The sequence below is a fragment of the uncultured Holdemanella sp. genome (assembly GCF_934772795.1).
Lineage (GTDB): Bacteria > Bacillota_I > Bacilli_A > Erysipelotrichales > Erysipelotrichaceae > Holdemanella.
Genome location: NZ_CAKVMR010000017.1, coordinates 1 through 16,070 on the forward strand (window position 1 = coordinate 1; position 16,070 = coordinate 16,070).

General features: G+C 35.4%; 12 protein-coding genes and 1 riboswitch. All 12 genes read right to left on the reverse strand.

Annotation, left to right across the window (positions count from 1 at the left end; genetic code table 11):
• Positions 1 to 109: 109 nt before the first annotated feature.
• Positions 110 to 760, reverse strand: a complete 651-nt coding sequence (locus Q0F04_RS04715; RefSeq protein ID WP_295750755.1) for a Crp/Fnr family transcriptional regulator — start codon at positions 758 to 760, stop codon at positions 110 to 112.
• 190 nt (positions 761 to 950) lie between these two features.
• Complete coding sequence (gene thiC, locus Q0F04_RS04720; protein WP_117572394.1) at positions 951 to 2,291, reverse strand: phosphomethylpyrimidine synthase ThiC; 1,341 nt, start codon at positions 2,289 to 2,291, stop codon at positions 951 to 953.
• A 101-nt stretch (positions 2,292 to 2,392) separates the two neighbouring features.
• Positions 2,393 to 2,499, reverse strand: a riboswitch (TPP riboswitch).
• A 48-nt stretch (positions 2,500 to 2,547) separates the two neighbouring features.
• The gene (gene nhaC, locus Q0F04_RS04725) at positions 2,548 to 3,945 is read right to left on the reverse strand and encodes a Na+/H+ antiporter NhaC (protein WP_295750758.1); all 1,398 of its coding nucleotides are present in this window, start codon (positions 3,943 to 3,945) and stop codon (positions 2,548 to 2,550) included.
• Positions 3,946 to 3,967: 22 nt separating this feature from the next.
• A complete protein-coding gene (locus Q0F04_RS04730; protein WP_295750761.1) occupies positions 3,968 to 4,744 on the reverse strand; it encodes an alpha/beta hydrolase in 777 nt (258 codons plus the stop codon).
• 110 nt (positions 4,745 to 4,854) lie between these two features.
• Positions 4,855 to 6,294, reverse strand: a complete 1,440-nt coding sequence (locus Q0F04_RS04735) for a GGDEF domain-containing protein (protein ID WP_295750764.1) — start codon at positions 6,292 to 6,294, stop codon at positions 4,855 to 4,857.
• Between the two features lie 237 nt (positions 6,295 to 6,531).
• The gene (locus tag Q0F04_RS04740; RefSeq protein ID WP_295750767.1) at positions 6,532 to 6,849 is read right to left on the reverse strand and encodes a macro domain-containing protein; all 318 of its coding nucleotides are present in this window, start codon (positions 6,847 to 6,849) and stop codon (positions 6,532 to 6,534) included.
• Between the two features lie 85 nt (positions 6,850 to 6,934).
• Positions 6,935 to 9,010: an EAL domain-containing response regulator gene (locus Q0F04_RS04745; RefSeq protein WP_295750769.1), complete on the reverse strand. Its 2,076-nt coding sequence runs from the start codon at positions 9,008 to 9,010 to the stop codon at positions 6,935 to 6,937.
• A 110-nt stretch (positions 9,011 to 9,120) separates the two neighbouring features.
• Positions 9,121 to 9,333, reverse strand: coding sequence for a YneF family protein (locus Q0F04_RS04750; protein WP_117572380.1), 213 nt, complete (start codon positions 9,331 to 9,333; stop codon positions 9,121 to 9,123).
• A 20-nt stretch (positions 9,334 to 9,353) separates the two neighbouring features.
• Positions 9,354 to 10,247, reverse strand: coding sequence for a DMT family transporter (locus tag Q0F04_RS04755; protein WP_295750773.1), 894 nt, complete (start codon positions 10,245 to 10,247; stop codon positions 9,354 to 9,356).
• On the reverse strand, positions 10,244 to 12,727 hold the full coding sequence (gene parC, locus Q0F04_RS04760) for a DNA topoisomerase IV subunit A (RefSeq protein WP_295750776.1): 2,484 nt from the start codon (positions 12,725 to 12,727) through the stop codon (positions 10,244 to 10,246). Before parC ends, Q0F04_RS04755 begins: the two co-directional genes overlap by 4 nt.
• Positions 12,724 to 14,649 carry a DNA topoisomerase IV subunit B gene (parE, locus tag Q0F04_RS04765; protein WP_288522607.1) on the reverse strand — a complete coding sequence of 642 codons (1,926 nt, stop codon included), beginning with the start codon at positions 14,647 to 14,649 and terminating at the stop codon, positions 12,724 to 12,726. The genes parC and parE overlap by 4 nt, the downstream gene beginning before the upstream one ends.
• Positions 14,650 to 14,764: 115 nt before the next feature.
• Complete coding sequence (locus Q0F04_RS04770; RefSeq protein ID WP_295750781.1) at positions 14,765 to 15,931, reverse strand: Fic family protein; 1,167 nt, start codon at positions 15,929 to 15,931, stop codon at positions 14,765 to 14,767.
• Positions 15,932 to 16,070 lie beyond the last annotated feature (139 nt).

The window sequence follows — 16,070 nt, forward strand, 5'->3', positions numbered from 1 at the left end:
GACCCCAAAAGTCGCCCCTAAAATTGACCCTAAAATAGACCCCAAAAATAATGACCCTAATTAAAATTGGTTACCCTTAAACAACAAAAGGAGCTAAAATTAGCTCCTTTTACTGTACATAGCGCTTTAAATAATCTACATCTAAAATTAAGATCTTATGATATACCATCGTAATAACGTTTTCTTCTCTTAATCCGCGTAAGATACGATTGACACTGTTTCTTGTGGATACCCCACAGAAATTGGCAATATCATCATTCGTGATTTGCAGATCAATAAATATACCTTTTTTAACTTGTCTACCAAATAATGGAATCAAATGATAGATAAATGCACACACAGCTCCATTTTTCCCATTCATTGTCATGAGTTGCTGGCGATAAATAGCTTCGGTCATCTTTTTGCGATAATACGAATCTATATATGCCTGTAATTCTTCATTTTCTTTCACATATTGTGCAAATAATTGTCTGTTGATACGATAGAAAGTTGCCGTATCACTTTCGATACGAGCATGAAATGATGCCGTTGTCATTTTATTGATTTCATCTTTCAACAAAGAAATCATATCCAAACCTTTTAAATAAGTGATATTGAATTCACGCCCATCACATAAAACAATACTCACTTTCACAACACCATCTTTTAATACGTAAATATCTTCTTGATCGTGTCCATCCATCATCAAATATGTGTGTTTCTTTTTTGTGACTTCAGGAAGATTCTTTTCTTCAAGAAAATTTAAAACTGACTCACTCATAAATAACCCTTTCTTATTACGCCTAATTATAACACACTTACTAAGCCCACTTTAGTAACATATGTTATGTGAGAATATAACATTTAAACGTTACACACCTAATATATCATACTTTTTAAAACAATACTCATTATCTACTAATTTCTGCAAAGATTTGTTAAAAAATATAAACGATGTAAAAACACTTCAACTATAGAATATCGATATTCTCTCCAGATAGAGCCTTATTCATACTTCTTACAGCACAGAATTTACCACACATACTGCAAGTATCACTATGATCATCTTCTGGCATACGAGACTGACGAATTGCTTTTGCGGTTTCTGGATCTAGCGCACACTCAAATTGTGCATCCCAATCTAGATTCTTTCTTGCATCCGCCATCTTGTCATCGATATCTCTTGCTCCTTTAACACCTTTGGCAATATCAGCCGCATGTGCTGCAATCTTAGAAGCAATGATACCTTGTTTTGTATCTTCGACATTTGGTAAAGCCAAGTGTTCTGCCGGTGTTACATAACATAAGAAAGCGGCTCCTGACATAGCGGCAACCGCACCACCAATAGCGGCTGTAATATGATCATAGCCTGGTGCAATATCTGTAACTAATGGGCCTAACACATAGAATGGAGCTCCCATACAGATTTGTTGCTGAACCTGCATGTTGGCAGCTACTTGATCTAATGGAACATGTCCAGGTCCTTCGACAATAACCTGTACGTTATGTTCCCAAGCACGTTTTGTAAGTTCTCCTAAACGAACCAATTCTTCGATTTGACATACATCTGTGGCATCTGCTAAACATCCAGGACGACAAGCATCACCTAAAGAAATCGTCACATCATATTTTTCACAGATATCCAAGATTTCATCGTAGTATTCATAGAATGGATTCTCTTCACCTGTCATAGACATCCACGCAAAGACTAAACTTCCTCCACGAGAAACGATATTCATTTTACGTTTATGTTTTTTGATTTGATCAATCGTCTTTCTTGTGATTCCACAGTGCAAAGTCACAAAGTCTACCCCATCTTTGGCATGTAACTCGACTACATCTAAGAAATCCTTTGCGGTTAATGTATTTAAATCTCTTTGGTAGTGAATGACACTATCATATACAGGTACAGTACCAATCATAGCAGGACATTCAGCTGTCAATTTTTGACGGAATGGCTGCGTATTTCCATGACTGGATAAATCCATAATAGATTCTGCGCCAAGATTTACGGCTGCCATAACTTTTTCCATTTCGACATCATAATCTTTACAATCTCTAGAAACCCCTAAGTTTACATTGATCTTCGTGCGTAACATACTTCCCACGCCTTCAGGATTTAAAGATTTATGGTTTTTATTGGCCGGAATTACAACCTTACCACATGCGACTAATTCTCTTAGTTCTTCTTCTGTCATTTTTTCTTTTTGGGCTACAATCTTCATTTCTGGCGTAATAATTCCCTTACGCGCAGCATCCATCTGAGTGGTATATGTAGCGCCTGTACTTACTGTACTTTCATTTGTGTTCATTTTAAAATCTCCTTTTCCAAATGATTGTTTAACGTGACAAAAAGTGGTGCTCCCATTTTGCCACCAAAAAAAAGTGAGCAACCAATATAGGTATACTCACATTAAAAAGACAAAGTATTTCCCTACGTTGGCATTATCCAAATCAGGTTATAGGTCGAAAGTCACACTTTCCTCTCAGCCTGTACTACAAGCTCCCTTTTTTTATTTACATTTAAGTTATACACCAATTCGAAAAGATAGTAAAGATATAAGACATTTATTTTCGAACTGGCTTTTCTTCTTTATCCCAAATTCCAATCCCAGTAATGGCACAAATCATTGAGAAAATAGGAACGATAAAGATAAACCATGCGTATGGAATATAAGCTGTTGAGCAACCAAGTACGCCCATGACATAAATTGTCGCAACACCCCAAGGAACGATTGGTGCAGACAATGTACCAGAATCTTCGAGTGTTCTAGATAATACTTTACGAGAAATATTCATATCTTCATAAGCCGATTCAAAAGTTTGTTCCGTTACGATAATTGATACAGTTTGTCCACCTGCCGTTAAGAAGTTCACGACATAACAATAGACTAAAGTGACAAAGACTAATACTGTACGATTCTTGATAAACTTTAATAAAACATTTTTAGCCAAAACATCCAAAATACCAGTAGACGTTATGACAGCTCCCATTACACTGGCAACCATAAATGTCACTAATAATTCAGACATAGAAAGCACACCACCACGATTCAGCATTGGATCAACAATGGATACACCTGTTTCAATGCTGAAACCATTAAAGGCATAGTTCATTAAATCAACAAAGTTAACGCCTTGAAATACCATCGCAAAAGCAGCAGATACAACTACGGCTAAGCCCATTCCTAATAAGGAAGGTAATTTAAATACAGAAATCAAAATAACTAGAATGGCAGGTAAAATCAATAGAATATTGATATTGAAATGTTTAGATAATGTGTCTAAAATCAATTTTTGTTGGGCAAGATCCATACTTCCACCACTATAATACAAGCCGGCAATTGTAAATAAGATCAAAGCGACTACAGCTGCAGGAAGTGTTGTATACTGCATAGAATGAATGTGATCATATAAAGGCACTTTACTTACGCCACTTGCTAAATTGGTTGTATCTGATAAAGGTGACATTTTATCACCTAGCCATGCTCCAGAAACAACGGCACCCACAACTAATGGTACAGGAATACTTGTTGTAGCGGCAATACCTACCATCGCAAGACCCATAGTTGCCACAGAGCCAAAAGATGTTCCCGTAAATTCACTTGTCAAAGCACAAAGCACAAAGGCAAGAGGTACTAAGATTTTTGGTGAAATCACCTGCATACCATAATACATCAATGATGGAACAGTACCACCGGCCATCCAGATTCCCACAAGCATACCAACCATAATGACAATCAAAAATGTAGGCATACAGTCAGCGGCTGTTTTAATAATGTTCTGTTCCACTTCACTCCATGGAATATTTAAAAGTTTTGTGGTGATGACCGCAACGATAACACCCGCAAATACAGATAGTGTTGTATTGCATCCTAAGTTGATCATAATGATCAATACGGCAATAATAGCCAAAAATGAAACTACCGCAAATAGGGTTGTTGGCTGTTTTCTTTCTTTATTCATATCAAATTTCCTTCTCTTTCATTTATAATAATTCGTCCTTTAAAAAGTCTAGAGCCCCTTTCATTCTTGCTTCTCTAAACGCAAACGATTTAAAGCGATGCTCTGCTCCTTGGACAATAATACATTTTGCTCTTTCCTTAAAAATTTCTTTATACTTATAACTACACTCACACGAAGCTGTAATGTCTTGATCTCCATGAATGGTACATACATTCTTATCAAACAAAGAAGCCTCTTTGTATGGATCCAATGTACATGCATCCTGATAGAATTTTAGGCTCAACTTCAATCCTTCCACATCTGCACATCCATCTTTTTCAATATTTGAAACATCCTGACCACATAAAGTCAAATGTTCCTTCAAGTTATAAACTAAATCTGGTGCAGGACACCATAACGACAATGCTTGAATTCTATCTTTACATTGTCCAGCCACCATACTTGCGACACAACCTCCTAGACTACATCCATGAAGTGCAATCTTTTTCGGATCGACAAAATCTAAAGATTCGACATAATCCAACATGGCTTTCGCATCAAGAATCTCACTTGAAATGGTCATGTCTTCAAAGCGTCCATCACTTTCGCCACTACCATTCATGTCAAAGCGAACACTCGCAATGCCCGCATCACACAATCTTTGAGATAACTCGTTATGCACAAAATTGATTTCATTGCGATCATCGCAAAATCCATGAAGAATGATTACCATTGGTACCTTTTTTGTTATGTCATCTGGCACATGAAGCATACCGCGAAGTGTTAATCCATCCCGCTTAATTTCTACATACTTCTGCATTTATATCCCTCCGTTTCGGGTATAATACCACAAAAATTAAAAAATGTTTACTATTTTTTAACACTTGTACACTTTTTAAGTACAAAACAACTTCTTTGTTCACAAAGAGACTATTTCTTTCTGAAAATTGTTGCACTGTATCCATCCACTTTTTTACTTTGATACATTGCTGCATCGGCTCTGCAATATAATTCATCAAAGGTCAATTCTTCTTTACCATCATAGAAACAAGCACCTAAACTCATTATAATCGGATGATCTTTTATAGATTCAATCTGGATTTGTTTCAAATTCTCAAACAAACGTTTAAAGAAAGCATTGGCACACTTACGATCAGTCACACCTGGAATAAATAACGCAAATTCATCTCCACCTAGACGCATCACTACATCTTTATCACGACACGATTTTTGTAGCGTATGCGCAATCGCAATAATGACCTCATCCCCAGCCATGTGTCCATACGTATCATTAATAGATTTAAATTTGTCACAGTCTACTAAACACATCATACCACTGACTTTGTTGTTTAAAACACGCTCAATCATCTTTTCACCACTACGACGATTTGAGATTCCCGTCATTGTATCCGTTTGAGCTAAATATAATAATTGATCTTCCCGCTTCTTTTGATCATCAATACATTCCACACAATATAGAACATGGAGTAAACTTTTATCCTCATCATAATCAACCGGAATAAAACGAGCTCGGCACCAACCTGAAAGCTTACCATAGAAAACACTGTCTATCGACTTTTTACCTTGAAGTCTTTCATCTAATGTCTCAAGATCCATAAATTCAATTTCTCGATTTAAATAATCGGCCTGACAGAATTTTCGATGAATCTTACAAATATGATCCATAAAATGATCATCAACATCCTTAATTTCATCGATTCCTAAATATTTAAGAATTTGCGGTTCCATTTTCACAATATGAAAACGATTGGTCTTCACATTGATATAATGCATAGAAGTATAGATCTGTCCCAAGGCGGAATATCCACTTAGTTGTGCTTCACGCTTTGACTTATTTTGTGAATTACGAATCTTTAAAAAAGAAATAACCAACGTTGCGATCATATCTAAGAATGTAGTTAATCCTAAATGATCATTAATCGGCGGATTATCCACGCCAAAAAAGCCACTAATTTCATCTTTATAGCGAATGGGACATACCACAAGACGCTCAACATTTTGAATCTTCAACGTATTATATGTATACACATGCTCATTTTTTATTGTTTCAACATCGCGAATGATCACATTTTCTTTCTTGTCAAAAGCTTTGTACCACCAATCGATGATATCCATATCCACACCTTGTAGAAAATCAATTTCTGGTTGGATACCTTTACTACACCATTCATATGTATTATCGGTCACATGTTCTTTTTTATTATCCTCAAAAATATAAATTCGATCACATCCAATATGTTTTCCAAAGAAACGAATAAACTCATTGATCTGTTCATCTGGTGTATCCAACATGAGTGCCGAACGCAACGCTTCATTGATGACCAATTCATATCGCATGATTGTCTGCATATAGGACCTACCTTTCATTTATTCAATTATATCGTTAACTTGGTTATATTTTAGTTATTTTTTGCACATAATTACCAATCGCTTCAATTACTTTTTCCCCATCACCAAAGGCTTTGAGAAATGTTCATTCATACCTGCCTTTTTTGTACGCTCAATATCATCCACAAACGCATCCGAAACCAATTTTTTAATATATAAAAAAGATACAATACTATTTGTCGCAATCTTTTGTGCAAGTTATTTCGGGTATTGATTTGTCCCAGTTGAAATCAATGGAAATGCAATCGAATTAAGTTGATATTGACTTGCGAGTTCTAAACTATTTAAGTAACAAGATCTTAGTTTTTCTTCTTCATGATTGTGACCGCCATGCCAGACAGGTCCACAAGTATGAATAATATATGTACTTAGGTTATATCCACTTATAAGACATGCTTGTCCTACTTCTAATCTTTTAAGTCTTCTACAATTCTCGTCCAATTCATTTTCGGCTTGTTGATGAATGTAATGATCTAGACCACCAGTCGCATCAAAGCTTGGATTTGTCGTATTCACGATCGCATCTACTTTTTAATTTTGTGATATCCTGACGTATGATTTTTAATGGCATAATATCTCCTTATATAAGAAAAGAGCTTGATCAAGCTCTTAGTTTTTCAATAAAATCTTCTTGTTTTAAAGGCTTTGAATAATAGAAACCCTGAATTTCATCACAATTCATTTCGATCAAACAATCCCTTTGTTCTTTACTTTCAACACCTTCGGCAACCACCTTCATATCAAGTCCATGACCTAAATCAATGGCTTGTTGCACAATTTTCTTTCCACGTGCTTGATGAATATAATCAATCAAACTCTTGTCTAATTTTACGGTACTAAAGTTCAATTCATTTAAAGATGTCAATGAAGAATATCCCGAACCAAAATCATCCATATGAAGCTTAAATCCTGCCTTCACTAATTGGTCTGTGATTTCAAGAATCTTCTCTGAATACAATGTCGCAGATTCTGTTAATTCAATTGGAACACAATCAAATGGAATTTGTTTGTGCTTCACGATATCTACATAGCGATCCACTACATCACTAAAATGAATGCTGGCACGAGATAAGTTAACAGAAATTGGAACAATAGGAAGTTTATTTTCCATTCGCTCTTTTTGGAATTGACAAACACTCTCAAATACATATTCATCTAAATGAACAACTAATCCATCACTTTCAAATAACGGTATAAAAGCTCCTGGTGAAATCAATGTACCATCTAATTTCTGCCAACGAACCAAAGCTTCTGCTCCTACAATATGTTCTGTCTGCACATCATATTTTGGTTGATAGTACACCTTGAATTCTTTATTCGCAATGGCTGATTTAAAATCATTTTCCATCTGTCTTTGCGCTAATTGTTTTTGATTCAACTCATTTGTATAGAAAGCTACATTGGTCTTGAAATCTTTGGAGATACTCTTTTCTGCCATTAATGCACGGTCACAAATAATTGGCATGGAAAGTGTTGTATCGACATCTTCATAAATACCCACCTTAATACGAATATTTGGGATTGGTGCTTCTTCTGCAATCTTATTTATATTCTTGTTGATTCTATCCACATCTAATTTTTCATTACAATGGAACAATCCTAATAATTGATCTCCTTCATAACGTGTCAATAAACCATTCTTTACATAATATCTAAAGGCATTTGAAAGGTAAACCAATACTTCATTTCCTTTCTTTGTGCCATATGTACCATTGATCAATTTAAAATCCGCAACATCTAGGATAACCACATGAAACTTTTCCTCAGTCATAAAATGTGTAAACGTTCTTGCATGATGATAAAAAGCCTGTCTTGTATATAGACCTGTCAATTCATCTTTTTCGATAGCTGCTAAAGTCACACTCGATTCTCTAAGCTTGATCACACTATCGATTCGACTCTTCACAATTCGCGCATTATATGGCTTTGTGATAAAATCCACGGCCCCTAGACCTAAACACTTTAATTCATCTTCCTGTGAGTTATTTCCAGTCGTCACAATAACTGGAACACTAGCTAGTAAGGAATCTGATTTTTGGCGAGTCAAGAACTCAAATCCATCACATACAGGCATCACTACATCTAATAAAATAATGGATATTTCTTTGTAGTATTGCGACAATAATTGTAAGCCTTCTTCTCCATTGACAGCTTCAATCACATCATAATCGTCTTCTAAAGTGACCTTTAAAATTTCGCGATTGATTTCATTATCTTCGACAATCAACACTTTTCGTTTAAAACCATTTGGTGTGATTGTATTATTAAACATATCTAAATTATTCCTACGAATATCTAAATCTTCATTCGCAAAACCAATGATGATTTGACTTAATCGATTATCTTCCATGACACGTCCAAAGTGTGAGTACATAAAATGAACTTCGGAATCGTTTTTAGATTGGTAATGAATATTAAAGTGTTCTGTTTTTTCTAACCTAGAAAATAAAGAGTTAAATGAAAGAGCCATTCGTAACATATCACGATTCTTTTCGTAAACACGTTCATCAATATATTGATTCATCGCATCATTATAATCTATGCATGATGAAAAACCAGGCAACTTCAACGTTTCCTTAAAAGCATGAATTTGTTGATCTTCACAATCCACAATATAGATGTTTTTAAATTCATCGCCTAGTATTTGATAAATGCGATTCGAATCAAAATCTTTCATAAAAACCTCTTCTAAAATAATATAACTTATATACAACTATTATATAACCAAAACTTTCATTACGCAAACAACCAAGGAAAAGAAAAAAAGTGTCTTTTGACACTTTATCATTATTTACGGTTTGCGTTTACCGATTTCATGATTTGACGAATCTGTGCTTCACTAGGTTTACGTCCCATTTGTAAGAACATTGCACGAATCATCTTTTCATTAATTGGTGGATTTTCTTTAATTTCCTTTTCAAACTTCTTACGAGTGAAGTAGAAAGTAACCAAGCCACCAATGATGGCTCCCACAATCGTATATAAAATTGATGCACCCATGTTTTAGTCAACCTCACTATCTACTCATCTATTCTACTATCTTTTTGGGGTTTTGACAATATAAATTGACCACTATATTCCGTTAAAATAACGGAAACAAAGATCAAAAGCCCCCCTAAAATCATAATTGGACTTTTCTCTTCATGCAACAATAAGAATCCAAATACATTCGCAAACAATGATTCTGTACATAAAAGTACACTCGCACTCGATGCGTCTGTATATTTTTGTGCCAAAGTCTGAAGCTGAAATGCCAAGAAAGTGGCCACTAAAATCATGTAGGCACAACTCATATACGCATGCATAGTGATTGTTTGTGGTATTGTTTCTAACCTTAAAGCTAGCGGAATCGAAAGGATAGCCGCCACACTCATTTGTACGGCATTGATCGCAATCGAATTGGAGTTTTCTGTCGCATACTCTAATGAGATGATGTGACACGCAAAGAAGAAGGCACATGCTAAAGATAAGCTATCGCCAAAACTAAATGAGAAATATCCTTTAGATAAGCTTAGGCATGCAATTCCTACAAGACAAACAACACTTGCCGCAAGTTGACGATGGCTCGGTTTCTTTTTCCATAATAGCCATACAATATAGGGCACTAGGACAACATTGACAGCTGTTAAAAAGGCATTTTGACCTGTATTCGTTAAGAATAAGCCAAAGGTTTGAAACGCAAAAGCCAAGTACATTAGAATTCCTGAAATACTTCCACGAAATAAGGCTTCTTTAGAAACCTTTACGTGACTGACTAAACATACAATAATACTAACGATGCTAGCGCCAATAAAACGAATCATTAAAACGGTAAAAGGATCAAATGTCTTTAATGCCGCATCCGTCGCAATAAAACCGCCACCCCAAATGGCCGCAACTAAAAGACATACTAAATTAGCTTGTTGTTTACTCATGCTTTTTCCTCATCAAATAAAGATGGCTGTTCAAAATCATCTTGTTTGACCCAAGAACCATCCGCAACATTTTCAAGTGGTGAGATCCACTCAAACTTGTCTACTTTGCCTAGTGGTGAAGAGAATGTAGATTGGGCATTCATCAAACTGATTTCTTTTGCCTCAAAGCGCATAATATCTTCTGCATAAATTTCAAATGGTGTATTTAAATCAACCATATGTACATTGAATATCACATTCGGATTGGACTTCACTAACTTACAAATACGATTACCCTTAGCCGGACGATTCAATGGTGCAATCTCCATTTGTTTCATACGCTTTAAAGAAAGGGTTGTCGTAGAAACTAAGACTTGTTCCTCACGATTTTGACTGACACAAATAGAAGCTACACAATCATCTTTTGATAGATTCATCGCCTTCACACCTTTGGATTTATTAGAAACCAAAGGAATTTGTTCAACCGGATACATCAAGCCATAGCCTTGCTCACTAACTAGAATGACTTGATCATCTGGTTTATAAGATAAAGATACCGATATCATTTCATCCATGGCACCAATCTTCATACAAGCCATTGTTTTATTGGAACGTGAAACTTCAAATTCTTTTAATTCAGTACGCTTGATCATACCATGACGACTTGCACTTATGACATGAACTCCTGTTTTAAAAGAATCCAATACATAGGCTGCGATAATTTTTTCACTTGAATCCATCTTAATATAATTTGAGATATGACCTCCCAAATCTTTCCATTTTGCCTCTTCAATCTGATAAACCGGAATATATCCATATGTACCTCGGTTTGTGAAGAAAACTAATGTCTGTAATGTATGACTTACACCGTAACATACTAATGAATCTGTATCTTTTCTTTGTGTCATAGATTCACTAGAGGCATTATAGCTTCTCATAGATACACGCTTGATATAGCCATCACGAGTTACCGTAATCATGCATTCTTCTTTGGAGATCATGGCCTTTTCATCAATTACGATTTCTTTCACTTCATGTACAATATCTGAAAGACGAGGTGTATTGAATTCTTCATTCACCTTTTCTAATTCTTCCACCATGACTTTATGCAATTCAGATTTATCACTAATAATCTTCTCTAATTCAGCAATATCACTTTGTAGTTGTTTGAATTCTGCCTTTAATTCTTTAACATCTGTATTTGTTAAACGATATAAACGCATTACGACAATGGCTTCGGCTTGTTTTTCAGTAAAGTCAAAACGCTCAATCAAATTCTTTTTGGCATGTGCCTTATCTTTTGATTTACGAATGATATGAATGATCTCATCCATGACACTTACAGCTTTGATCAAACCTTCTAATATGTGTGCACGATCTTTTTTGGAAGCTAAATCATATTTACTTCTACGAATCACTACATCTTCTCTGTGGTTGATAAAGGCATCTAACATCATGGCTAAAGACATTTGCACGGGTGCCTTATTCACGATTGCGATAACGTTGTAGTTGTATGATATTTGAAGATCTGTATTTTTATATAAATAGTTTAAAATCTGTTCATCATTACTATCTTTTTTAAGATCCACCACAATTCTTAATCCCGTACGATCACTTTCGTCACGCACATCTAAAATGCCATCGATTTTTTTATTTAAACGAATCTCATCAATTTTCTTTACCAAATTCGATTTGATGACTTCATAAGGAATCTCATGAATCACAATCTGTTTGATTGTACGTGTTGGTACAATTTCTACTTTAGAACGAATTAAAATACGTCCTCGACCCGTTTGAAAGGCTTGTTTGATTCCATCAAGCCCCATCACGATGCCGCCTGTAGGAAAGTCAGGCCCTTTCACAAACTGCATCAATTCTTCTAATGAACAATCGGGGTGTGAAATACGATAAATACTTGCTTGAACGACCTCATTCAAATTGTGAGGAGGAATATTTGTGGCATATCCAGCCGCAATTCCTGTAATACCATTGACTAATAAGTTAGGAAAACGGGCTGGAAGTACAGTGGGTTCCATCTTTTCATCGGAAAAGTTGGGTGCCCATTCCACTGTATCTTTATCAATGTCCTGCAACAAGAAATCACTGATTTTGGCTAAACGCGCTTCTGTATAACGCATCGCAGCCGCTGGATCATCATCGATAGATCCATTATTTCCCTGCATATCAATTAAAGGATTGGTAATCTTCCAATTTTGCGACATACGAACCATCGCATCATATACGGAGCTATCGCCATGAGGGTGATAGTTACCAATAACGTTACCGACTGTTTTTGCAGATTTATGATATGGCTTATTATAAGTATTCCCATCTTCATACATCGCATATAAAATACGTCTTTGTACTGGCTTTAAGCCATCTCTTGCATCTGGTAAAGCACGTTCTTGAATAATATATTTAGAATATCTGGCGAAACGATCCGCCATGATATCTTCTAAAGAATTCTTTAAAACATTATGTTTTACTTCTTTTTCTTTCACGCATTTACCTCCTTATAATCATCTTCTAGAGTAAATACGACATTGTCTTCGATCCAGTTACGACGAAGCTCTGCCTTATCTCCCATTAATTCAGTCACTCTTTTTTCGGCCATCATCGCATTTTCAATGGTCACACAAAGTAAAGTTCTTGATTCAGGATTCATTGTAGTATCCCAAAGCTGAGTGGCATTCATTTCACCAAGACCTTTATATCGTGTAATAGTGTAGCCATTTTTTAATTCGGCTTTTTTCTCATCTAATTCTTCATTTGTATATAAATAGTATTCTTTACCAGCCTTGGCAATACGATATAGTGGTGGCAAGGCAATATACAACATTTCATGCGTAATCAAATCGCGCATATAACGATAGAAGAATGTCAACAATAAGTTTTGAATGTGAGCTCCATCATCATCGGCATCGGTCATGATAATGACTTTATAGTAGTTTGAATCTTCAGCCGTAAAGTTTGCGCCTACACCAGCACCTAGGGCATGGATAATAGTATTTAATTCTTCATTCTTTTCAATGGCTTCAAGACTTGCCTTTTCTGTATTCAACACTTTACCACGCAAAGGAAGAATCGCTTGGTATTTTGAATCACGACCCTGTTTTGCGGAACCTCCCGCAGAATCTCCTTCGACTAAGTATAATTCTTTTCTTCTGGCATCCTTACTTTGGGCCGATGCCAACTTTCCAGATAACACGCGTTCTGAACGATTCTTTCCTTTTCCATTACGAATATCGGCACGCGCTTTACGAGCTGCATTACGAGCTTGAGCTGCCTTAATGATTTTACGCACTAAGGCATTGGCAATCTCTTTATTTTCTTCCAAGAAGTAACGAAGGTTTTCCGATACCACAGTTTCTGTAGCTGGCTTAGCTTCTGGTGTACCTAACTTTTCTTTGGTCTGTCCTTCAAATTGTAGATAATCTTCTGGAATTGTCAGATTGATGACCAATGTCAAACCTTCTCTGACATCATTTCCATCAAATCCTTTATCTTTTTCTTTTAAGAAACCATTCTTACGAGCATATTCATTAAAGACTTTCGTAAAAGCTTGTTTCGCACCTGTTTCATGCGATCCACCATCGCGCGTACGAACCATATTGGTAAATGAGAAAATGTTTTCTTGATATTCATCTGTATATTGGAAACATCCTTCTACAATGATCTGGTTACTTTCGCCTCTAAAGCTAATTGGATCGTGCATTGGCGTATGATCTTGATTCACTTCTTCAATAAAGGCTTTTAATCCATCTTCATATTGGTAAACCACTTCTTTTTCTTCTTTACGCTTGTCGCGTACGATCATTTTTAACCCTTTTAGTAAGAAAGCATCCTCTTGGGCTCTTTCACAAATGGTTGAATATGAAAAGTGAACCGATTTAAAAATAGATGGATCAGGTTTAAAGGAAACAATACTTCCGGTATGATTGGTTTTCCCTACTTTTTCAAGCTTTCCAATCTTACTTCCCCCATCTTCAAAAGTCATACTCCATACATCTTTTCCATCATGTACCATAACTTTACACCATGTACAAAGTGCATTCACAACACTTGCACCTACACCGTGTAGTCCTCCAGCACTTGTATAGCCTCCATGACTTGTAAATTTACCACCCGCATGTAGAATGGTAAAAATAACTTGAAGAGTACTTACCCCTGATTTATGTTTTCCAACAGGCATTCCTCGCCCGTGGTCTTCTACTGTAACACTGCCATCTTTTTCGAGTGTAATTGTGATTTCATCACCATAGCCATTTAAAGCTTCATCAATCGCATTATCAACAATTTCCCATACTAGATGATGCAGACCTTTTGAATCGGTAGATCCGATATACATTCCTGGACGCTTTCTAACGGCATCCAAACCTTCTAAAATAACGATACTACTTTCATCATATTGTTGTTTTGGCATACTATCCCTACTTTCCAACGTAATCTTTATTATATCAACAAATCAAAAAAAGTGCACATAAATTCCTGTTAAAACACTTTGAATATACACTATTCATGTCCAATTAAAAAGGTGTTTAGCACACCTCATTCTTAAACTTATATTTACCTTTACCCTGCCCTGTAACAGGTTCAATTATCCCAGCTTCTAACAATTTAGAAATCAAGTTAGATACAGCTGAACTCTTTAGCCCAACTAATTCCATCATATCACTTCTACCAAATACTCGATTATACCCATATTCATCAAATAGAATTTCAATATGATGAACTGTTCGTTTACTAAACTTTAAACTTCCAATGTCCACTTTTTTGGTTTCAATGTCCACTTTTTTAGTTTCAATGTCCACCTTTTTGGTTTCAATGTCCACTTTTTCAGTTTCAATGTCCACCTTTTCGGTTTCAATGTTCACTTTTTCTGAAAAATATCCACTTATATGCATTGTACGATTTCGAAGTTCATTCTTTTCATCCAATAATAGATTTCTAAGAAATAATTCTAAATATTCTGTTGTTTCATGAATATTTTTTTGTAGATTCGTATAATTTGCTCGAACAAGTGCATTTCTAAAATACCAAGCATTTTCTGCAAAAATATCATTTGTCACATTAAAACCAAGTGTACGTAAATATTTTATGAAAAAGACAGCCGTTGTCCTTGTGTTCCCTTCTTCAAATACATGAATTTGCCAAAGTCTTGAAATAAACAAGGCAAGATGATGAATAATTTCATCCATCATTAAATTTTTGTAACTAAATTCCTTTTCTTGAGAAAAATCATATTCTAAAGTGGCTTTTAATTGTGAAGCACTTCCATATACAACTGTAGCACCATCCAGTACCCATTCCTTCTTTGTGATATTATATGTTCTCATTTTACCTGCATGGTTATACATACCTTTGAAAAGTTTCTTGTGGATAGAAAGATATTCTAAAGGCGAAAATGAAAATGCTGTCTCTGATAATATTTGAGCAATACGCGAAGCTACTTTATCAGCCTCCTCAGTACGATCATCATCAGAAGTACTTGCAGGGCTTTCTTCATAATAAGTATCAATCAGGTTTTGCGCTTCTTTCAACGTAATCTTACCTTCAATATTCTTTATTGCAGTATCGATTAAATAGCTAGATGGCTTTAGACCATCTACAGCCTGAAGACCAATTGCCGTGCTCCAAACATATCCTCGATTCACAGTATCTAACTCTGATTCTTTAATATATTCTTTAAAAGGATCTCTTTCCATTTCAACGCCTCCTTTCTAATACACACCATATATTTTAACATATTTTTGAATTGAAAATCCTTTATATTTCTCCTGTCTATACTAGATCAGTATATATTTAATATCCACATTATTTATGTCAAATTATTATTTTTTATAT